Annotated in this window: 2 protein-coding genes; both read left to right on the top strand. The window is 73.8% G+C overall.

Translation table 11 applies throughout. The annotated features are described in order from the left end of the window. Positions 1–2: 2 nt before the first annotated feature. The gene (locus tag KYY02_RS22680) at positions 3–10,250 is read left to right on the top strand and encodes an SDR family NAD(P)-dependent oxidoreductase (RefSeq protein ID WP_371240694.1); all 10,248 of its coding nucleotides are present in this window, start codon (positions 3–5) and stop codon (positions 10,248–10,250) included. Next, positions 10,247–24,421 (top strand): SDR family NAD(P)-dependent oxidoreductase, encoded by a 14,175-nt coding sequence (locus KYY02_RS22675; RefSeq protein WP_371240692.1) that lies wholly within the window; start codon positions 10,247–10,249, stop codon positions 24,419–24,421. Before KYY02_RS22680 ends, KYY02_RS22675 begins: the two co-directional genes overlap by 4 nt. The last annotated feature ends 3 nt before the right edge of the window (positions 24,422–24,424 follow it).

Below are 24,424 nucleotides of genomic sequence, written 5' to 3'. Positions count from 1 at the left end.
TCATGCCGGACAACCGATCCGTCCAGCGTCCCCACGACCTGCTGCGCCCGCTCGCCGGCCGCCGTTCCCGCACCGGGGTCGTCGCCGACGACCCCGCCCTGCGGGACCACCTGGTCCACCAGGTGCCCGTCCTGCCCGGCGTCTTCCTCCTCGACCTGGTGCTGCGCACCGTACGACGCGCCGGGGTCGATCCGGCCCATGTCGCCCTGCGCCGCATCGTCTTCCACGTTCCGGTCGTCGGCTTTGGCGACCGGACCCCGGTGGAGGTCGTCCTCGGCGACGCGGAGCCGGGACAGCCGGTGCCCGTCACCGTGCGCAGCCGCCCCGGAGGCGCCCCGGAGGCGCCCTGGGAGACCAACTGCACGGCAGAGCTCCACCCCGCCGACGAACAAACGTGGCGACGGATCGATCCGGCCGCTCTCACCGCGGAGGCCCGGCGCACCGTCGACGCCGACGACCTCTACGGCTTCGTCCGCGCGCTCGACATCCACCACCGGGGCTTCATGCGGGCCTCCGGCACCGTGCACGTGGCATCCGGACACGCACTGGCGCGCATGCGGCTCGCGGACGAGGCGGTGGCTCACCTCGGCGGCTTCCACGCTCACCCGGCGGTGCTCGACTTCGCCACGCTGGTGCCGATGCTGCTCTTCCCGGACCAGGACCTCGGCACGCCCCACCACGCCTACATCCCCCTGTACGTCGAGTCGTTCAGGGCCCGTACGGGAGTGGGTGCCGAGAACCTCGTCCATGTCCCGGGACCGGTCACCGGCGGATTCGACAGCGAACTCTTCCAGTCCGACATCGACGTCTGCGGTCCCGACGGCGAGGTGGTGGCCGAGTTCGTGGGCTTCCGTGCCAAACGCGTCCGGTCCGCCACGCTGATCACCGACCGGACCCGGCCGTCCGCCGGACGCGGCGGTGAACCGGAGCGCTCCGTTGCGACACCGGGTCCCGCTGCCGAGCCGAAGCCCTCCGGTCCGCCGCCGGTCCCCGCCGCCGGAGGCTTCGAGGAGCGGATCGCCGCCCTGGTCGCGCGGCGCGTCGGCGTCGAACCTACCGCCGTCGACCGGGACCTCGGGTTCTACGAGTGCGGTCTCGGCTCCGTCGACCTGCTGAGTCTGGCCGGCGACCTCGAGGACATGCTGGGCACGGAGCTGTACCCCACCCTGCTGTTCGAACACCCCACGGTCAGGCGGCTCGCGGACCACCTGAGAGCCGAGCATCCCGACGCCGTCCCCGCAGCCGAGGACCGGCCCCGCGCCACCACCGCACCGTCGGCGCAGGCCGCAGCCTCCCCCCGGGCACTGCCCGGCCTGACCCTCGCCTCTCCGCCCCCGGCCGACGCGCGGCCGCTGGCCGTCGTCGGACTCGCCGGGCGCTACCCCGGGGCCCGGACGCCCGGGGAACTGTGGGACGTACTCGCCGAAGGCAAGGACCGGGCCGGCCCCATCCCGCCGGACCGCTGGGACCATGCGCCCTACTTCGACCCGAACCCCGGCACTCCGGGGCGGACGTACTCCCGCTGGGGGGCGTTCTGTGACGGCGTGACGGAGTTCGACGCGTCCTTCTTCCACCTGAGCGAGCGCCAGGCGGAACTCATGGACCCGCATGAACGGCTCCTGCTGCAGACAGCGTGGGAGGCGATCGAGGACGCCGGGCTCACCCCCGAAGAGCTCGCGGGCCAGACCGACGGGGCCGTCGGCGTCTTCGCCGGTGCCATGTGGAACGACTACCAGCTGCACGGGCTGGACCGGCTGCGCGACGGAACCGCCCAGGCCGCCGGCTCCTGGTCCTCCGCCTTGTCCAACCGGCTGTCGTACTTCTTCGACTTCACCGGGCCCAGCATCACCGTGGACACCGCCTGCTCCGCGAGCCTGGCGGCCCTCCACCTGGCCGGCGAAGCCATCAGGCGTGGCGAGTGCCGGGCGGCCCTGGTCGGCGGGGTGAACCTGTCCCTGCATCCGTACAAGTACCTGCGGCTGGCAGAGCTGGGCCTGCTGTCGCCGAACGGGCGATGCCGCCCGTTCGGCGAGGAGGCGGACGGGTACGTCCCCGGCGAGGGCGTCGGCGTCCTGCTCCTGCGCCCGCTCGCCGACGCGCTCGCCTCGGGTGACCACGTCTACGGGCTGGTACGGGGTTCTTCACTGCTGCACAGCGGGCGGACGGGCGGCTACTCCGTGCCCAGTCCCGAAGCCCAGGCCAGGGTGGTCTCCGCCGCACTGTCCGACGCGGACGTTCCGCCGGGCTCCATCGGCTATGTCGAGGCGCACGCCTCTGGCACCGTCCTCGGCGACCAGATCGAGATCGAGGCGCTCAGCTCGGTGTACGCGCGGCACACCGACGACCCCGGTCACTGCGTGATCGGCTCCGCGAAACCGGTCGTCGGACACCTGGAGGCCGCGGCGGGCATGGCCGGCCTGACCAAGGTGCTGATGGCGCTGCGCCACCGCACCCTTCCGGCCATCGGGGACATCGGTGCGCCCGCTGCGGGAATCCGCTGGGAACGGACGCCGTTCCGGCTGCCCGCCGCCCCCGGGCCCTGGCCCGCCCCGGTCGACCCCGACGGCGGCCACCCGCTGCCGCGACGGGCGGCTGTCAGCGCGTTCGGCGCGGGCGGAGCCAACGCGCACGTCGTCATCGAGGAGTTCACGGGCGGGGACGCCCCCGCGCGGCCCGTGACCGACCGTCCTTTGGCCGTCCCGCTGTCCGCACGGTCCACGGACCGGCTGCGCGAACAGGCCGGAAGACTGGCGGCACATCTGCGGGCCGGGCCCGACCTGCGCCTGGCCGACGTGGCCCACACCCTGCGCACGGGGCGTCGTGCCATGGAGCACCGTCTCGTCGTGGTGGTGGCGACCACCTCCGAGCTCGTCGCCGCTCTGGAGGCGTTCGCGGACGGACTTCCGCCTGCCTGCCCGGCGTTCGCGGGGACCGACTCCCTCGGCACCGGGACCGACGTACTCGGCTCGGGCGACGGGCCGGCCGAGGCGGCGACCGCCCGGCGGTGGGCCGCCGGCGGTCCGGCGGACTGGCCCGCTGTCGAGGGAGCCGGACGGATCCCGCTGCCGACCTACCCCTTCGAGCGGCACCGGTACTGGATCGGTGAGCCCCGGCCCGGGACACCGCCCCGGACGGACGACGAGCCCCGGCTCCGGCAGTCCGCCCCCTCCGGCCGCACCGCCACCCTGTTCTACGTCCCGGACACACGCCCCCTGCCTCTGCCGGACGAGGTGGCCGGGCCCGTGCCCGCAGGGCCGCTTCTGCTGCTGGACACCGACGCCGACCGTGTGCGGGAACTGCGTGCACTGCATTCCGACGTCGTCCAGGTCAGGCCGGGAATGTCCTATCTGCGCACCGCGCGCGACGAGTTCGAGATCGATCCGGGCGAAGCCGGGCACTACGCCCGGATCGTGGACACCCTGCGCGCGGAGGGCCGTGCCCCGGGAGCGGTCCTCCATCTCTGGCCGCTGTCCGGCCGGGACAGCACCGGTGACACGAGCGGTGGCGGCGTCCTGAGCGCCCTGCTGCTGTGCCGGGCCCTGACCGTCGGCCTGACCCGGCCCCTGCCGGTGGTCTACGCGTACGCCGCCCGCGGCGCGAGCCCGGCACACGCAGCCGTGGGCGGCCTCGCGCGCAGCGTGCGGCTCGAACAGCCGAAACTCCTGCTGAAAACGGTGTGGAGGCAGAGCCCAGCCGTCTCCGCACACGCCCTGCTCGCCGAGGCGTACGCACCGGACGACGCCTACGGCACCGAGGTCCGGCACACCGAACAGGGCCGTCTGACCGAAGTCTTCGTCCCTGCAGGACCGCCCTCCGCGCCCGTCCGACTGGGCCGGTCCGGCGGGGTCTACCTGATCACCGGTGGCGCCGGCGGACTCGGGATGCACACTGCTCGCCGCATCGCCGCGGCGGGCGACGTGCGCATCGCGCTGCTCGGGCGCGCGCCGCGCGGCGCGCGCACCGACGCGGCCGTGTCGGAACTGAAGGACCTCGGCGCACAAGCCGTCTACCTCACCGCCGACGTGACAGACCAGGAGGCGCTGGACGCCGCCGTGCGGGAGGTCCGTGAGCGTTTCGGGCGGCTGACCGGTGTGGTGCACGCCGCCGGCGTCCTCGAGGACGCACTGATCGTCAACAAGGGCCGACAGGCAGCGGAACGGGTCCTGGCCCCGAAGCTCCTCGGCACCGCCGCTCTCGACTCCGTCACGAGAGGCGACCGGCTCGAATACCTGCTGCTCTACTCGTCGCTCGCCGCGGCGGCGGGCAGCGCGGGCGGTGCCGACTACAGTGCCGCCAACCGTGCTCTGGGCGCTTTCGCGGCGTGGCGCGAGGAGCAGCGGCGAGACGGTGAGCGGCACGGTGTCACTGTCGCGGTGGACTGGCCCCTGTGGCTCGACGGCGGGATGCGCATCGCCCCCGCCCTGCAGGAGCGGGTCCTCGCCCGCACCGGATCGGTTCCCCTCGACACCGACATCGCCCTCGACGCCCTCGACACCGCACTCGCCCTCGGTACCGAACGCGTCGTCGTCCTGCACGGCGACCCGGCCCGCCTGACCGCGGCACTGGAGACCCCGGCCACGGGGGCGGAGTCCGCCGCCGACCCGCGCGAAGCGCTCGACGCCCGTCTGTCCGCCGTGGTCGGCGCCGCCCTGCACCGCGCAAACGGATCGGCGGCACCGTCTTCGGTGCGGTCCACCGGATTCATGACCCTGGGCCTGACGTCGGTGGAACTCGCCGGCCTCACGACGGAACTGGGCTCGTGGCTCGGCGTCGACCTGCCGGCCACCACACTGTTCCGGTACCCGGACACCGACCGCCTGGTGAACCACCTGCTCGACGCCCACCCCGACGCCGTGCGCGCCGCGCTGTACCGCACCGCGGCCCCGGCCGGCGACGTTCCCGCAGGCACGTTGGAAACGCGGGCCGCCGCCGACCGGGACACAGCCGCCACCGGTGGCCGGCACGGCGAACCGCGACGGGAACAGCCCGTCGCGGTCATCGGCATGGCCGGTTACTTTCCCGGCTCCGACGACCTCGCGGGCTTCTGGGCCGATCTCCTCGACGGACGGGACCTGGTGACCGCCGTACCCGCCGACCGATGGGACCACGGGCTCTACCACGACCCGCGCGGCGGGCGGCCGGACGCCACCGACTGTGGTCACGGGGGCTTCCTCGACGACGTCACCCGCTTCGACGCGGCCTTCTTCGGCCTCACACCGGCCGAGGCGGAGGGTCTCGACCCGCAGACCCGCCTGCTCATGGAGGTGTTCCACCGCACCGCCGAGGACGCCGCGGTCGCCGGCCGGCTGCGCGGCTCCTCCACCGGCACCTTCGTCGGCCGCTGCTTCAACGACTACGACCAGGTCATGACCGCCGCCGGACGGCGGATGGGCGCCCACGACGTGACCGGCACGTCCGCGACCATGGCGGCCAACCGGATCGCCCATCACCTCGACCTGGCCGGGCCCTCGCTCGTCGTCGACACGGCGTGCTCCTCGTCCCTCTACGCCCTGCATCTGGCGGTCGCCGCCGTCCGCCGCGGCGAGTGCGACATGGCGTTCGCCGCCGGGACCAACCTCGTCCTGGACCCTCAGCACTACGTGCGCAGTTCGGCGCTGGGGGCACTCTCGCCGTCCGGGCGCTGCCACACCTTCGACGACCGGGCCGACGGTTACGTGCCCGCCGAGGCCGTCGTCGCCGTCCTGGTCAAGCCCCTCGAGCGGGCCCTCGCCGACGGCGACCCGATCCACGCCGTCGTCAGGGAAGTCGGCGTCAACCACGGCGGGCGTGCCGGATCGGTCACCGCGCCCAGTCCCGACCGGCAGACCCGGCTGCTGCTCGACACGTGGGAACGGGCCGGGATCGACCCCGGCGCACTGGGCTATCTGGAGGCACACGGCACCGGCACCGCCCTGGGCGACCCGATCGAGATCGAGGGAGCGGTGTCGGCCTTCCGGCGCCACACGACCCGCACGGCCTTCTGCGCGGTCGGATCCGCCAAGGCACACCTCGGGCACGCCGAGGGCGCGGCGGGACTCGTCGGGGTGATCAAGGCCGTGCTGCAGATGCAGCACGGGATGATCCCGGCCATGCCCGACTACCGGACGCCCAATCCGCACTGCCGGTTCGACGGCTCCCCGCTCTTCGTCAACCCGCGTCCCCTCCCCTGGGACACGACCGACGGGCGGCCCCGACTCGCCGGAGTCAGCTCCTTCGGTTTCGGGGGCTCGTACGCGCACGCCGTCATCGAGCAGGCTCCGGTGCGGGAGGCGACCACGGTCACGCGCCGCCCCCGCCTCTTCCCGTACTCGGCCCGAGACCGCGTGGCTCTGCACCGGCTCGTACGCCGCCACCGCGACTTCCTCGCCGCGGCGCCGGGCATCCCGCTCGACGGAGTCGCGGCGACGCTCCACCACGGCCGCGAGACGATGGGGCACCGCCTCGCCCTGGTGGCCGACTCCCACGAAGGCCTGCTGACGGCGATGGACGCCTACCTCGCCGATCCGGAGGGCTCGGACGGCGTGCACGTGGCAGCCACCGAGGATGAGCCGGGCGCCGTCCTGTCCGACGCAGCCAAGGCCTGGGCGGCGGGCGACCCGCTGCCCGTCACGGTCGCGCCGGACCCGGGAACGGTGCGGCTCAGCCTGCCCGCCTACCCCTTCGCCGGCGCACGCCACTGGTTCGCCGACGACGTGACGGCCGCCGAAGCCGTCGCGCCCGTGCCCTCCGGACAGCCGGCCCCCCCGCCCGAGGTGCGTGACGCGCAGCGGCACATCCGGCACAGCGGGTTCCCCGGCCGCCGAGCCGCCCGGGGGATGGAACGGCTCAACGACCTGCTCAGGCGCTGGACCGCGCGGTTGCTCACCGACGAGCAGGGCAGGCCACCCACCGCGCAGCGCCTGCGCGCCCTCCTGGCGGACGAGGACGCCCACGGACGTCTCGCCGACGCGCTGGCCGCGATGACGGCCAAGGTGTCCGACGCGTCCGGCGCCACCCCGGACTTCCGGTCCGAGGCGGCGGTCCTGGCCGAAGAGCACCCGGAACTGGCTCCCTGGCTGAAGCTGGCCGACGTCTGCCTGCCCCGCCTGCCCGACATCCTCACCGGCAGGGCGGACGCGCTGGAGGTGTTCTTCTCTGCGGACCACCCGGACCTGCTCCTGGGCATCTACGACGGCAACACCGTGGCCGACCACCACAACGAGATCGTGGCCCGTCTGGTGGCCGGCCGGATCCGCGCGCTGCGGGCGTCCAGGCCCGACCGGCCGGTCACCCTGATCGAGATCGGCGGTGGTACGGGCGGCACCACTGGCCGGCTGCTGGACGCGGTGGCCGAGCATGGGGCCGCCGTGCACTACCGGTTCACCGACGTCTCCCCGGCCTTCCTGCCCGCGGCTCGCGCCCGGTTCGCCGACACCCCGGTGGACTTCACCTGCGCGGTCCTCGACCTCGACCGGGATCCGCGGGAGCAGGGCTTCGCACCGGGCGGCGCGGACATCGTCGTGGCCGCCAACTCCGTGCACGCCACCCGCCATCTGACCGAGAGCCTCGGACGGATCCGCGACCTGCTCGCACCCGGCGGTGTGCTCGTCCTCGAAGAGCTGGTGCGCAACCACGACTGCATGGCGGCCATGATCGGCCCCCTGCCCGGCTACTGGTCGGCCGTGGACGTCGAGGCGCGGCTGCCGCACTCCCCGTTCTTCGACGTGCCGCGCTGGCGTGCGGCGCTGGCCGAGCAGGGCTTCGAGGCGACCTGGGCGCTGGGCGCGCCGGACCTGCCGGAGACCGAGTTCGACAACGCGGTGATCTTCAGCCAGGTGCCGGCGGCCGCGCCCGCACCCTCCGTACGGGGCGGCGGTGAGCAGAAGGAACGCCCGAGGTCCTCCGCCTCGCCCGTGCCGCCCGCCGCGCCGAAACCGGCTTCGCGACTCGTGCCGGAACCTGCTTCGCCGGCCGACGCCGAGGAGATCCGCGACCGGCTCCTTCCCGTCTTCGCGCGCTTCTTCGGGTTGGCGGCCCACCAGGTGGACCCGGCCGCGCCCTTCGACCGCTACGGCATGGACTCGCTGAGCGCGATCCAGCTGGTGCGCACCCTGGAACCGGAGTTCGGCAGACTGCCCAAGGTCCTGCTGTACGAGCACCCGTCGATCGACTCGCTGGCGGCCCACCTGGCCGAGCATGCGCCGGTCGCGTCACGCGAGCAGCGGCCGGAGCCCGTGGCGGCGACCGACGACACGCCGGTACCCGCTCGGCCCCCGGTCACCGTGTACGAGCCGGCCGCCGACGTCCCGCGCCGGTCGGAGCGCGCGTCCGAACCGCCGCCCCCGCCCGGCGTCGGACGCGCGGTCACGACGGACGACGACCCGGTCGCCATCGTGGGCATGGCGGGACGTTACGCGCGCTCGCCCGACCTGCGGACCTGGTGGCGCCATCTGCGCGAGGGAACGCACCTGGTGGGGGAGATCCCCGAGGACCGGTTCGACTGGCGCGAGGTCTTCGGCGACCCGCACCGCACGCCCGGCACGGTCAACAGCCGCTGGGGCTCCTTCATCGACGGCGTCGACCGCTTCGACGCCGACTTCTTCGGCCTGACGCCGCTGGAGGCCGAACTCATGGACCCCCAACAGCGCATCATGCTGGAGACGGCCTGGCAGGTGGTGGAGGACGCGGGGCACCGTCCCGCGGACCTGCGCGGAAGCCGTACGGGGGTTTTCATCGGCGCCACCTCCCGCGACTACGACTGGCAGCTGCACCGGGCCGGCCGACACCGCGAGGGACACGTCGTCAGCGGCAACGGACACTGCCTCATCGCCAACCGCATCTCCTACCAGCTGGACCTGCGCGGCCCCAGCGAGGCCGTCGACACGGCGTGCTCCAGCTCGCTCACCGCGCTGCACCGGGCGGTGCGCGCGGTCCGGCACGGCGAGTGCGACGCGGCGATCGTCGGCGGGGTGCACCTGTTCCTCACCGCCGACCTCTTCGTCGCCCTCGGGCAGCTCGGCATCATGTCGCCCGACGGGCGGTGTGCCGCCTTCGACCGCCGGGCCAACGGCATGGTCCGCGGCGAAGGCTCCGTGGCCGTCCTGGTCAAGCCCCTGTCCAGGGCACTCGCCGACGGCGACACCGTGTACGCGCTGGTACGTGGCAGCGGAGTCTCGCACGGCGGCGGGGGACACATGGACTCCCTCATGATGCCCAACCCGACGGCCCAGGCGGACCTGATCGCCTCGGTCTACCGTGACGCCGGCGTGGACGCGCGCACCGTCACCTACGTGGAGGCGCACGGCACAGGTACCGAGGTGGGCGACCCGATCGAGGTGCGCGGGCTGCGCAAGGCGTTCGCCGCCGTCGACGGCAGGGCGGACACCGAACCGGTCGAGCCCTGGTGCCTGCTCGGCACGGTGAAGTCCAACGTGGGGCACACGGAGGCCGCGGCCGGACTCACGGGCGTCGTCAAGACGGTGCTCGCCATGCGCCATGGCATGCTGCCGCCTACGCTCCACTTCACCGAACCCAACCCGTTGCTCGACCTGGACGGCAGCCCGTTCCGGGTGGTAGACCGCCCGACCCCGTGGCCTGCCGGCGACGCCCCGAGGCGTGCGGGCGTCAGCGCGTTCGGCCTCGGCGGCACCAACGCCCATGTCCTGCTGGAGGACTTCCCCGACACCCGGGCCGGTGCTCCGGAGCACGACGGCCGACCGGTCGTCGTCCCGCTGTCCGCCCGCACTCCGGAGCGGCTGCGGGCCCGGCTGCGGCAACTACACGCCTTCCTCACCGAAACCGGACCGGGCGACGGGAGCACCCCGCCGGCTCTCACCGATCTCGCCCACACCCTCACCGTGGGACGTGACCCGATGGCCCACCGTGCGGCGTTCGTCGTCGGGACGACAGGACAACTCGCCGTCGCAGTAAGGCGCCTGCTCGACGGCGAGCACGGTCCGGACACCTTCACCGGAGCGGCCGACCGGAGGTCCGGCGAGCCGGCCGGCCCTCCGGTGCCGGACTCCGACCCGTACGCGGCGGCCCGTCACTGGGTGTCCGGGACAGGCCGGACGCCGGTGCCCGACGGACGTCGCATCCCCCTGCCCGCCTACCCGTTCGACCCACAGCGCCACTGGGCGGAACCCCTGGAGGTCCCGGACTCCGCCCCGGTACCGGATACGGGCGCCTCGCTGCCCGAACTGCTCCAGGCACTCAACGACGGCCGCCTCTCGGTGGACGAGGCGGAACGGCTCATGGAAGGTGTGCGGTGATCTCCAGGCAGAACCGGCGGGACATCCTCGAACGCGTCAGAGCCGGGGATCTGTCCGTCTCCGACGCCGCCGCCCTGTTGGGCGCGGCATACCCGGCCGGCGACCCCGGCTCGCACGAGGTGGTGGCCTACGTCTCCGACTGGGTGCGTGCGGAACCGGTCGCAGACCGGGCCGCCGCCCCCGGGCGCCCGCCGCTGATCGTGCTGGACCCGGCCGCGGCACGCCGGCCCGGCCTCGTCCGGCCGGGCGCCGGCAGGGTCGTCGAGGCCGTCACCGGACCTTTCACGGCGTCGCACCCCGAGACCGTCTCGCTCACCGACGACGCGTCGTGGGAACGCCTGTGGGCCGCACTCGGCGCAGCCGACGCCCTCCCCGACCGGATCGTCCTGGTCACGGCCGAGGGATCCGAACACTGCCTGGACCTGGTGTATCCGGCCGTGCGCACCCTGATCCGGGGCCGTGTGGGCGAGCGCCCGCGGATCGCCTGCCTCGCGGTGGGGGAGGACGCAGAGCGGGCGGCCGACGCGCTCGGCGGATTCTGCTCGGTCGCGGTCCTGGAGGACAGCCGTCTCCACATGGTCGCGGTGTCCGCGAACGGCTCCGCCGATCCCGTCGCCCTGGCCCTCGACGAGCTGGCGCAACCGGCCGCACCGCTGCATCAGGTCCGCCACGACCGCGCCGGACGTCAGGTGCGGACCCTGACTCCTGCCACGCTGACGCTCGGCGACGGGACGCCCCCGGCCGACGGGGTCCACCTGCTGTCCGGTGGCGGTGGCGGCATCGCCCTGAGCCTGGCCGAGCGGCTGGCGGTGTCGCCCGACGCCCGGCTGGTCCTGCTGGGCCGTTCCCGCCCCGGCCCCCGGGCCGAGGACCTCCTGCGCCGGGTGAACGCCGCAGCCGGGGAGCGGATCCGCTACGTACGCGGTGACGTGACATGCGAGGACGACGTGCGGCGCGCCGTCGCCGAGGCGCGCTCGTCCTTCGGCCCGGTCACCGACGTACTGCACCTGGCCGGGGTCAACGAGGACGCGTATCTCGCCAACAAGGCCCCCGGCGCCCACGCACGCGTGCTGGCCCCCAAGCTCGCCGGTGCCCGCAACCTCGACGAGGCGACACGGGACGAGCCGCTGCGCCACTTCGTGCTCTTCTCTTCGCTCGCCGGGTACGCCGGCCATCCGGGACAGGCCGACTACGCCGCAGCCAGTCGCGCGCTGGGCGGCTTCGCGTCCCACCGCGCGGCCCTGGTGGAGGAGGGCCGCAGGCGTGGACGGACGGTGTCGGTCGGCTGGCCGCTGTGGGCCGGCGGCGGGATGACCCTGAGCGACACCGACCGCGAGGCCGTCGAACTGCTCCAGGGCATGGTCGGGATGCCACCGGGCACCGGCCTGCGGGTGATGTCGGCCGCGCTGCGCTCCCCGGCACGCGAGATCGTCGTGATCCACGGTCACCGGACCCGCATCGAGGGCTTCGTCCGGGCCCGGCTCACCGGTGGCGCCGCACCCGGTGCCGCCACCCCCGGCGCCCCGCCCGTGGCGGCGGAGACGGAGGCGGTCGGCCGGGCCAGGGCTCTCCTGCTCGACCTCGTCTCCGGGCTCACCCGGATCCAGCCGGGCAGGCTCCGGCCCGACCAGGAGTTCTCCGCACTCGGTATCGACTCGGTCATGGTCAAGCGCCTCACGGTCGCCCTGGAGGACCGGCTCGGGCCGATGCCGGCGACCCTGCTGTTCGAACACCGCACGATCGACTCCCTGGCCGATCACCTGGCGGCCCGTCACGGTCCGGCGTTGACGGCCGCCGACGCCCCGTCCCCGTCGCCCGCCCCGACCGGCGTCACCCCGTCACCCGAGCCTTCGGCCGCGACGGGCGCCGACGCGTCGCCCCGGGGCCGGGAAGCCGTCGCCCCCCGACTCCCGCAGCGGGACGGCGACCGTGCGCCCGACGACGCCATCGCCGTCATCGGCATGGCAGGGCGTTACCCCGGCGCGCGGGACGTGTCGGAGCTGTGGCGGATGCTGGTGGAGGGGCGCCACGGCATCGGGGAGATACCGGCGGCCCGGTGGGACAAGGACCGCTGGTTCGACCGCGGCGACCGCCGGCCGGGCACGAGTTACGGACGTTGGGGCGGTTTCCTCGACGATGCCGCGCGCTTCGACTCGCTGTTCTTCTCGGTCGCCCCACGCGAGGCACGACGCATGGACCCCGCCGAGCGGATCTTCCTGGAGACCGCCTGGTCGGCCCTGGAGGACGCCGGCTACACCCGCGCCCGGCTGCACCGCGCCACCCGGACCGAAGAGGGGCACGCGGTGGGTGTCTTCGTGGGCGCCACCGGACTGGCATACGGCCTGGTGGGCGCGGAGGAGTGGGGCAAGGGCAACCCGGTCCCCGCCTACTCGATGGAGTTCTCCCTCGCCAACCGGCTCTCGTACTTCCTGGACGTCCACGGCCCCAGTCTGACCGTGGACACCGCCTGCTCGGCCTCTCTCACGGCCCTCCACCTGGCCTGCGAGAGCCTGCGTCACGGCGAGTGCCGCACGGCCATCGCCGGCGGCGCCCATCTCAACCTCCACCCGATGAAGTACGCCATGCTCGCCGAGCAGCGCATGATCTCCCCGGACGGCGTGTGCCGGGCGTTCGGTGAGGGCGGCAACGGGTTCGTACCGGGCGAGGGCGTGGGCGCCGTGGTGCTCAAGCCGCTGGCCGCGGCCCGTGCCGACGGTGACCGGATCGACGCGGTCATCCGCGCCACCGCCATCAGCCACGGAGGCCGCACCAACGGTTACACCGTGCCGTCCCCGCGTGCCCACGCCTCCGTGATCGGCGCTGCGCTGCGCCGCTCCGGGATCGATGCCTCGGGCATCGGCTACGTCGAGGCGCACGGCACCGGCACGGAGCTCGGCGACCCGATCGAAATCGAGGGACTGGTACGAGTGTTCGGCCGAGCCGGTGGGCAACGCCAGCACTGCGCGCTGGGTTCCGTGAAGCCCAACATCGGGCACGCGGAGGCCGCTGCCGGCATCGCGGGTCTCACCAAGATCCTGCTCCAGCTCCGGCACCGTACGCTCGCGCCGACGCTGTACAGCGACCCGCCCAACCCGAAGATCGATTTCGCCGGGACCCCGTTCCGCCTTCAGCGCACTGCCGAACGGTGGCGACCACTGCCCGGTCACACCCTGCTCCGGGCGGCCCTCAGCTCCTTCGGGGCGGGCGGTGCCAACGCGCACGCCGTGATCGAGGAGTACCGCGACGCCGCTCCCGTCGTTGACCGATCCGCCGGGAGCGGGGACCAGTTGGTGGTGCTGTCCGCCAGAACACCGGACCGGCTGAAGGCCGCCGCGGAACGGCTGTCCCGCTTCCTCACCGACCGGGACTCCGCCGGCCTGCGGCTGGAGGACATCGCCCACACCCTGCGGACCGGGCGGGAGGCGTTCGACCACCGAGCCGCCTTCGTCGTGCCGACACGCGAGCGGCTGTGCGAGGCCCTCCTCCAGTTCGTCGCGACCGGAACCGCCCACGCGGTCGGCCAGGCCGGGCAGGCGCCAGGACCCGGAACGCCGGCCGGGTCCGGCCCGTTCGCCTCGCGTCCCCTGCACGAGGCCGCCGCCCGGTGGGTGACGGGGGAGGGGCCCGGCCTTCCGGAGACCGAGGAGCGGCACGGCCACGGCCCGCACATCGTGCCTCTGCCCACCTATCCCTTCAACGGCCCCGTCCACTGGCCCGACACCGTGGACGCCCCGGCACCCGGGGCGCAGGCCCTTACGGCCGACGGGCCGGCGCTCGTCGACCGGGGCACGGCGGCGGACGGCGCCGCCGTACTCGAGGCGGAGCTCCTGCCGGATCATCCTTGGGTCGCCGACCATCTCGTCGACGGGCGGCCCGTTTTGGCCGGCGTCGCCCAGCTGGCACTGGCCCGCGCGGCGGCGGAGCGCGCTGCGGGCCGGCCCGTGGCGGAACTCACCGACGTGCGCTGGCGGACGCCACTCATCGTGCGGCCCAAAGCGCAACCGGTGGTCCGCGCACTGACAGATGCTCAGGACGGATCCGTACACATCAGCATCGGTACCGGCACCGACGACGCCCACGTCGTGCACACCACGGTCACGGCGCCCGCGCGGCCCTCCTCCGGCGATCCGTCCCGGGCCGCGGCCGGGGAACTCGACATCGAGGCCGTACGGCTGCGCTGCCCCCGGCAGACGAGCCACGAGGACTTCTACGCCCGCGCACGGGCCGCCGGCCTGGACTACGGGCCGTCGTACCGCCGGGTGGAACGCCTGTGGTGCGGGGACGGGGAGGCGCTGGCCGAACTGGCGCCCGTGCCGCTCGGCGGTACCCGCGGTGGGATCGGCGACCCCGGAACCACCGACGCCGCCCTGCACGCCGTGCACGGGGCGCTGCCCGCATGGGACGAACCCGCCACCCGGCCCGCGGCCGTCGGGCGGGTCCGCGTGCACCACACCGACCGAGCCGCCCGCTACGCCCACGCCCGCCTGGTGTCCGCAGATCCGGAGCGCGGGACGGTCAAGTGCGACGTATTGATGACGGACGCGGCGGGCCACGCACTCGTCGAGTTCACCGGCCTGACGGTGGCGCGGCCACCGCACACCGCCGATGCCCCCTACCTCACGCCCGTCTGGCACGTCGCACCCCGGCAGACCGCACCGGACGCCCGGGACACCGGCCCGGCACTGGTGTTCACGGCCGGTCACGATGAGGGACTCGCCGCCTCGCTGGTACGCCGCCACGGCGACGGAAGCCTGGCTGCCGACCTGGACACACTACGGACCGCCGACGACCACGCGGCCCTGCTCCGGTCCCACGCCGGTACACGCGTGCTCTACTTCGCCGGCGGCGTGGACACCCGCCGCCACTCCTCCACCGACCTCGGCCACCTGGCGCGGACCCAGCGGCACGGGTGCCGGGCGCTGTTCCACCTGGCGCAGGCACTGGCAACCCTCCGGCCGCGCGGTGTCCGGCTCGTCGTGCTCACCAACGACAGCCAGCACCTTCTGCCCGGCAGCCCCGTCGACAACCCGTTCGCGGGTGCGCTGCACGGGATGGCCCGCACGCTCGCGCGCGAACTGCCGTTCCTCGACGTCGTCTGCCTGGACCTCTCCCGGACGGACCTCGCCCACTGCGGCGCGCAGGAGGACTGGGAGCGGCTGGTGGAAGCCGTCGCCGAGGAGCCGCCCGCCACACCGTTCACGGAGGTCGCGCTGCGCGAGGGCACCCGGCTCGTCAAACGGCTCGCCCCGGCCCGGCTGCCCGCCCCGGCCGACCGGCGGCTGCCGCTGCGGCGCGGAGGCCGTTACCTCGTCGTCGGCGGCATGGGCGGCCTCGGACGGGTGGTCGGCGAGTACCTGCTCCGCGCCTGGGACGCGCGTCTGGTGGTGATGGGGCGCCGCGCCGAGAAGCAACTGCCGGACGGGGCGCTCGCGCGGCTGCGTGCCCACGGCGGGCAGGTCGTATACCTCTCCGGCGACGTGACCGATCCCGCCGCGACCCGTGCGGCGGTCCGTCTGATGCACGAGCGGTACGGCGGTGTGGACGGTGCCGTCCACACCGCGTTCGTCCTGGCCGACCGGACCATAGCGCACAGCGACGACGACGTTTTCGACGCCGCGTTCGCTCCCAGGACACGAGGAACCGTCGCGCTGGCCGACGCCCTCACCGCCGAACCTCTCGACTTCTTCGCCCTCTTCTCCTCGGCCGTCGCCCACACCGGCAACCCGGGCCAGTCGAACTACGCGGCCGGCTCCACGTTCATGAGTGCCTACGGCGCGCACCTGGCCGACCGGCTGCACTGGCCGGTCACCGTCTTCGACTGGGGCTTCTGGGGCGACGAGGGGGCCGTGGCCACCCCCGAGCACCACGAGCGGCTGGCCCGCTGGGGCGTCCAGCCGCTGTCCGCGGCCGAAGGACTGCACGCCTTCCGTCAGGCCCTCGCCGCCGGCGTCCCCCAGATCGCGCCCCTACGCGCGGACCTCGCGGAACTGGCACGGGTGACACCCGTGGAACCCGCGACACGACACCGGCGGTCCATGGCCGACGCCGGCCGTGACATCCTCGCCGCGCCTACCGCGGCCGTACTCGCGGCGCAGCGCACCGACCCCGAACCGTATGCGCCCGACTACCTCGACACCATCGACGACTACGCGCGCCTGGCCGTCCTGGAGGCGCTGCGCGAGGCCACGGACCGTCTGGCACCCGGTGGGACGTGCACCCGGACCGACCTGCTGAGCAGCCTGGCCGTCCACGACGAGCGCGTGTCCCTCTTCGACGCCCTGCTCGCGGCCCTGGAGACGGGCGGCCACCTCAGGTCCGACCGGGACCGGATCACGGTGTCAGCCGCCGACAGGGGCCGCCGCAACGCCCTTCGCAGCGGGCTCGTCGCGCGCTTCGACCGGCTGGCACCCACCCTCGACCTCCTGGACGACTGCGCCACCTCGCTGCCCGACGTCCTCGCACACCGCCGACGCGGCCTGGAGGTGCTCTTCCCCGGCGGCTCCGACCGGCGTATGGCGGCGCTGTACGCGGACGATCCGCGCACCCGTCATTTCAACCGCCTCACCGCGGCGGCCGTGCGGGCGGTGGTCGCCGACGCGGTGGCGGCCGGCCCGGCCCGGCACGTCCGCATCCTCGAGATCGGTGCAGGCACCGGCGCCACCACGCATGCCGTGCTGGACGCGCTGGGCGACCACTCGACGGCCGTCTCCTACGACGTCACCGACATCTCTGCCTCCCTCGTCGCCACGACCCGTCAGCGGCTGGCACCCGGCCGGCCGCACACGGACTTCCGCGTCCTGGACATCGAGGACGACCTGTTCCCGCAGGGCTTCGGCACCGACCGGTACGACGTCGTCGTCGCCACCAACGTCCTGCACGCCACGCGGGACATCCGGCGGACGCTGCGCAACGTCGCCGAACTGACCGCACAGGGCGGCCTGCTGGTCGTCAACGAGGCGACCCGTGTTCTCGACGCGGTCACTCCCGTCTTCGGCCTCACGGACGGGTGGTGGCTCGCCCAGGACGCCGAACTCAGGCTGCCGCACAGTCCGTTGATCGCTCCGATCACATGGCAGGCACTCCTCGCGGAGGCGGGGTTCGACCGCAGCCGGCGTTTCGGCGTCCAGGGCTGGACCGATCACCAAGCCGGACAGCACCTCTTCGTCGCCGAGCGGGGCGCCTGGCGCACACCACCGTCGACGACCGTCACCCGGCCCGAGCACCGGGAGCCCGCGGTCCGTACCGCGGAGCCGGCCGGACGCCAGGCCCCGGTGGCTCCGGACAGCGTGGGGGACCGGCTCGACACACGGGCGACGGAGCATTTGCGCGCCCTGTTCGCCGAACTTCTCCATCTGCCCTCGGACGACGTGGACGTCGCGGTGCCTCTCGCGTCCCTGGGCACGGACTCGCTGACCGTGATGGAGGCCGTGGAGCGACTGGAGCGGGACATCGGCCCAGTACCGCAGGAACTGCTGGTCACAGGCGAGTCGGTCCGCACCGTCGCCGAGGCGCTGGTGGCCGTCAAAGGAGAGGAACTGGCGAAGCTGCTCGCCGCTCCCGTGGAAGCCCCCGCTGTTCCCGCCGCCGAGACCGAGACCGGGCGGGGCACGCCGCCGCGGCCCGCCGAGGGCGCCTCCGCCGCCTCGGCACGGCCGGTCGACGGCCCGTCGCCGTGTGCCGAGGCCCTGTCCGACGGGGACGGCTCCGTCACGACCGCCCCGGCCGACGAACCGATCGCCGTCGTGGGGCTGGCGGGCCGTTACCCGGGCGCCGCGGACCTCGACACCCTGTGGGAACACCTGCTCGCCGGACGCAGCCTCATCACCCCCGTCCCGCCCGGGCGCCGGACCGGTGAGGAACCCTCCGGCATGGGCCGGCCCGGCGCCGACGGGACCGTCCGGGGCGGTTTCCTCGACGATGTCGACCGCTTCGACCCCCTCCTGTTCCGCATCTCCCCCCGCGAAGCGGAGCGCATGGATCCCGCCGAGCGCCTCTTCCTGGAGACCGCCTGGGAGGCCCTGGAAGACGCGGCTCTGCCCCCGTCACGACTGCGCGGCCGGGCCACCGGGCCCAGCGGCCGTACCGGAGTCTTCGTCGGCGTGATGCACCACCAGTACGCCCTGCTGGGCGTCGAGGAACGCGCTCGGGGCAACGCCGTCCAGGCGCTCTCCTCCGGCTGGTCCGTCGCCAATCGTGTGTCGCACACCTTCGGCCTGACCGGGCCGAGCATGGCGGTGGACACCGCGTGCTCCTCCGCCCTCACAGCCGTCCACCTGGCCGTGCGGAGCCTTCGCTCCGGAGAGTGCGGCACGGCGATCGCCGGCGGAGTCAACGTCATCCTCCACCCCAGCCACCACACCGACCTGGCCGCCGCGCGGATGCTGTCGCCGCACGGCACGCCCCGGGTCTTCGACACGGCCGCCGACGGCATCGTCACCGGAGAGGGGGTCGGCGCGCTGGTCCTCAAGCGCCTGTCCGACGCGTTGCGCGACGGCGACCGCGTGCACGCCTGCATCCTCGGTTCGGCGGTCAACGCCGACGGACCGACCGAGGCGTACGCCGTTCCCCGCGCCGAGGCACAGGTGGAGCTGGTCGCCCAAGCCCTGGAGGCGGCAGGAGCCGAGGCCCACACCGTGCAGTACGTGGAGGCGCAGGCCACCGGTTCACCCGTCGGTGACCCGGTCGAACTGGCCGCGCTGCGTGAGGCGTACGACGTGCGCGACGACGGTCACCGCCTGCTGATCGGATCGGTGAAGCCGAATACCGGGCACCTCGAAGCCGCCTCCGGCGCCGTCCAGTTGACCAAGGTGATCCTCCAACTGCGGCACCGCACCCTGGCGCCGACGCTCGGCACCGACGGGCCGGCCACCGCGGGCGGCTTCCTGGTGCCGCGTGAGCCCGCGCCCTGGCCCGAACCACCGGACGGCGGGCCCCGCAGGGCCGCCGTCAGCTCCTTCGGCGCGGGCGGCGCCAACGCCCACGTGATCATCGAAGAGGCGCCGCGGGCCGTTCCTGTGAGCGGAAGCGACCGCAGCGGCCCGCTTCTGCTGGCGCTGTCGGCGCGGAGACCGGACGCCCTGCGCACCTACGCCGGGCGACTCGCCGACTTCCTTCGCGGTCCCGGAGCCGCCTTGAGCCCGGTGGACGTGACGCACACCCTCCGCGTGGGACGTGAACCGTTGCCGGCGCGTCTGGGCGCTGTCGTGAACACCCTCGCCGACATCGTCTCGGTGCTCGACGCCTACGCCGGGCAACACCGGCACGACCGGCTGGTGACCGGTCGGCAGAAGGGTGCCGGCCGTGGGAGCGTCCCGCCGGTCCTGCCGCCCCACGAGGCAGAGCTGTGGGAACGGGCCCGGGATTGGGCGGACGGCGGGGCGCCGGATCTCCCCGGACACCACGAACCCGGCGCGCGGATCGTCTCGCTGCCGCACTACCCCTTCGCCGAGGGACGCTACTGGATCCCCTCCGCGCCCTCCCGCCCTCCCGCCCCAGCCACTTCCGAACGTGGCATCGGCCCCGTGGATGTGCCCGACGGCGGATCGGTGTCCGCGCCCGCGGCCCCTGTGCCCGTGCCTGTCGCGCCCGCTCGGTCCGCATCCGCCGAGTCCGGTCCGCGCGCCGTCGGCCCCATTTCTTCCGAGGAGCCCTCTGTGACCTCCACGCACTCGACAGCCGACAGCGCGGACGGCGCGCCCTCTGCCGTTCACAGGACGCGGCAGATCGTCACCGACGCCATCTGCGCACTGGTGGGAGTGACTCCTGCGGACATCGATCCCGCCGACCATCTCAGCGACTTCGGGCTCGACTCGGTGACCATGGTGCAGCTCGCCGACCGGCTCTCGACCGTCACCGGGGCCGACCTCACCCCTGATGTCCTGTACGGCTGTCGGGACATGGCAGCCGTGGTCGAGCACCTGCTCACCGCGACGGCGGACCGGGCGCCCGCACCCGTGACGGTCCCCGACGCGTCGCGGGCCGTCGCCGTCGGCCCGGCCGCGCCTGTCGACGCGCGGAACGAGCCGTTCCAGGACGTGCCCGCTACTCCCGCCCCGGATCCGGCCCCCGGCGGATCGCCGCACGCCGCGGCCGACGAACCGGTCGCCGTGGTCGGCATGGCCGGGGCGTTCCCCGGCTCACCGGATCCGGACACCTTCTGGGACAACCTGGTCCAGGGCCGCGACCTGGTCTCCGAGGCGCCGCCCGGACGATTCGCCGACGCCTCGGGCGCGAGCCCGGTCCGCGGCGGCTTCCTGGACGACGTGGACCGCTTCGACGCCGGGTTCTTCCAGATCACCCCGCGCGAGGCGCGCGTCATGGACCCGCAGCACCGGCTCTTCCTGCAGACCGTGTGGTCGGCGATCGAGGAGGCGGGGTACGACCCCGCCGAGCTCGCCGGGACCGCCTGCGGCGTCTTCGTGGGCGTGGCCTCCTCCGAGTACGGCGAGCTGGCCAGGGAACGCGGCATGGACGTGGACGGTCAGCTGATGACCGGCAACGACCACAGCGTGCTGGCCAACCGGGTCTCCTTCCTGCTCGATCTGCGCGGCCCCAGCGAACCGGTGGACACGGCCTGCTCCAGCTCCCTGGTCGCCGTGCACCGGGCCGTACGCGCCATCCAGACGGGCGAGTGCGCCTCGGCCGTCGCCGGCGGCGTGAACGTCATCGTGGCGCCGACCGCGTTCGAGGCGTTCGGACGGTCGGGCATGCTGGCCCCGGACGGCCGCTGCAAGTCCTTCGACCATCGCGCCGACGGCTATGTACGCGGCGAGGGCGTGGGCGCCGTCCTGCTCAAGCCCCTGAGCAGGGCCCTCGCGGACGGTGACCACGTGCACGGCGTCATCGCGGGCTCGGCGACCAACCACGGCGGGCGCGCCGCCTCCCTCACCGCACCCAACCCGGTCGCCCAGGCCGAGGTGATCTCCCGGGCCCAACAGCGAGCGGGAGCGCGGCCGGAGACGATCGGCTACGTGGAGGCGCACGGCACAGGGACCGCGCTGGGCGACCCCATCGAAGTGACGGGGCTGCGCACCGCTTTCGAGCCTCGCGGAGACGTCGCCCCGGAACCGGCACCGCTGCAGTACTGCGGGCTGGGCAGTGTGAAGACCAACATCGGCCACCTGGAGACCGCGGCCGGGATGGCCGGCCTGTTCAAGGTCCTCCTCTCCCTGCGCCACGGCATGCTGCCGCCCACCCTCCACGTCGAACGCGTCAATCCCCTGATCAAGCTCGCCGACTCGCCCTTCCACCTCGTCACCTCCGCCCGACCCTGGACTCCGTTCACCGACCGCGTCACCGGTGACCGGCTGCCCCGGCGCGCCGGTGTCAGCTCGTTCGGGTTCGGCGGCATGAACGCGCACCTGGTCGTCGAGGAGGCCCCCGCGTCCCTGCCCCACCCACCGTCGACCGGGACGACCGAGGAGGAACAGCTGTTCGTCCTCAGTGCCCGTGACGACGACCGGCTCCGGAGCGCGGCCCGCCGACTGCTGGAACGTCTGGAGCGCTGGGAGCGCGAAGGGCGGCTGCACGCGGTGTCGTCGGCCGACGTCGCCTACACGCTCCAGGTGGGACGCCGTCCCCTCCCCGCGCGCCTAGCGGTCACCGCCCCCACCCTCGCGCATGCGGCCGAGGCTCTGCGCACCCACCTCGACGGCGGCGACGAACCACGGCTGACGACGAGGGACGATGCCGGAGCCCGTACCGTCGACGACGACGATCTGGACGAAGCCCTGCGCCGGGCCGTCGCCGGTGACTTCGCCAGGCTCGCGACGCTCTGGGTGGCGGGCGCCGACGTCGACTGGGCCGCTCTGCACACGGGGACGTCCCGCGCCAGGGTCTCCCTGCCCACCTACCCCTTCGCTCCCGAACGTCACTGGCTTCCGTCCGTGACAACGTCCGCCACCGCACCGCACGCGGCCGAGGACCATGCGGCCGCCCATGTCGCCCCGGCGCGGAAGCCCGCACCCGCGTCCGACCCGGCCTCTCCGCCCGCACCGGCCGGCCCCGTCTCGACGGACGTGGTCACGGCCCCGACGGTGCCAGGGACAACCGCAGCCCCGGACCCGGACCGGTTGGCCGCGCTGCGGCGCCACGTCCGCGAAGCGGTGGCCGACGGCATCGGCATTCCGCCGCAGGACGTCGACCCCGTACGGGACTTCGCGAGTTATGGCGTCGACTCCATCGGTGCCATGCGGATCATGCAGACCGTTCAGGAACGCTACGGGGACCACATCCCGATGGCCGCCATCCTCGAGCACCCCAGCGTCGACCGCCTAGTCACCCACCTGGACCAGAGCTATGTCCTGCCCGACGCGGTACCGGAAACCCTGGACACGAACGACGGGGGAGCCGTCCGGAAACCGGAGTCGCCCCGGTCGCCGGACCGGGCGGCGGCCTCGGCCCCCCGGCTGGTGCCTCTGGCGGAGAATCGCCCCGGGGACCCGGTGTACTGCCTCTTCGGCGACACCGGCGAACTCACCTGGGTGATGCACCTGTGCGGCCACCTCGCCGAGTACGGTCCGGTCACCGGCATCGAAGCCCCCGGCTTCCGGGAGGGCGGGACCCCCGTCGCCGACATCGTCCACCTCGCGCGCGCCTGCGCCGACGTGATCACCACGGCACACCCGGAGGGCTCCTGCCGCCTCGCTGGGTACGGGACCGCGGGGCTGGTGGCCGTCGAGACCGCCCGCATCCTGCAGGACCGCGGTCTGCAGATCGCCGAACTGCTCCTCGTCCAGATCCCGGGGCAGGGGGAGCGGTCGCCGGGCGAGACCGAGACCGAGTCGCTGGCCGCGGTGGCCGGACCACTCGCCGGCGTGTGGGGAGCCGACCGGCCGCCCGTGGTCGGGGCACACCTGGCCGAACGGACCCCCGAAGCGGCGCTGGAGCACGTCACCGCTGCCCTGGCTCCGGTCGCCCCGTTGGACGCCGGCAAGCTGCGGGTCCGACTCGCCCGTGCCGCCGCCTGGCGCGCCGCACTGGTCGCCGCCGCGGCCGAGCACTCCGTGCGTCCCCTCAGCGGCCCGGAGCGGACCGTCGTCGTGCGGGCCGTGTCCTCCGGGGGCACCGACGGGGAGTACCACCGCTGGATCGCGCCGCCCCCCGAGGTGGCCGAGCTCGACGTCGAGCCGTGGCGCCTCGTCTCGGCCGCGAACGCCGCCCGGGTGTGTCCGCCGCCCGCCACTCCCGGACCGGTCGCGCGCCCCGTGCGGGAGACGTCCCCGATCGTGGCGATCAACCGGCACGGTGACAGCCGGCGGTCGGTCTGGGCACACAACCTGTACGGCGAAGTGAGCTACGCGATCTACCTCTCCCGCCACCTGGGGCTGCACAAGCCCGTCATCGGCCTGGAGCAGATCGGTGCGGCTGCCGCGGACCGCGTACCGCGCAGGTACGGATCGGTCGAGGAGATGGCGGCTCACTACGTCGACGAACTGCGCGCCCGCTTCCCGGACGAGCCGTACCTCCTCGGCGGCTGCTCCTTCGGCGGCGTGCTCGCCTACGAGATGACCCGGCAACTGCAGTCGATGGGCGAGGAGGTGACGCACCTGATCGCGATCGACCCCATCATGCCCGGGACCAAGGCCTGGGACAGCGTGGACTGGGGCACCGTCACGGAGGTCGAGGCGGAGGCGTTCTCCCTGGTGATGCTCGGTAACGCCATGTGCCAGCGCTGGGGGGTGAGCGAGCAGGTCAAGCTGGCCCGCCTCACCGGCTCGGACCTTCAGGCCCAGCTCGACCTCGTCGCCGGTCATATCCACGAGCGCTCGGCCGCACGACCCGATCCGGACATGATCAAACAGCAGATCCTGGTCCGTCACGAACTGATGCTCCACAACGGCGACCTGCTCCAGGCCTATCGGCCGGCTCCCTTGCGCACCACCGTGCCGACCACCCTTTTCCACGCCACACAGGGGTTCCTCGCCCCCGGCAACAGCAACGACCTGCCGGCGGTGCCGCGCACCAGCGACGACAAGTCGAACGGGCTCGCCGAATTCGTCGGCCCGCACCTCACCATCCACGAGATGCACGCCGACCACCACACCATCGCCCACGACGAGAACCTCGCCCGCATCGCCCGGATGCTGTCCCCGGTGCTGGCGCCCCGGACCTTCCCGACCAGTCTGTTCCCCGCCCCGCTCAACCCGGCGGGCCCCGACGGCACCAGGTGAGGA

This window comes from Streptomyces pimonensis, assembly GCF_041380215.1.
GTDB lineage: Bacteria > Actinomycetota > Actinomycetes > Streptomycetales > Streptomycetaceae > Streptomyces > Streptomyces pimonensis.
Note: the sequence above shows the minus strand (reverse complement) of the source record. Positions and strands in the feature narration are given on the sequence as shown.

What these genes read in the sequence shown, in the direction of transcription:
- KYY02_RS22680 (WP_371240694.1), top strand. Translation starts at nt 3, where the DNA reads ATGCCGGACAACCGATCCGTCCAGCGTCCCCACGACCTGCTGCGCCCG.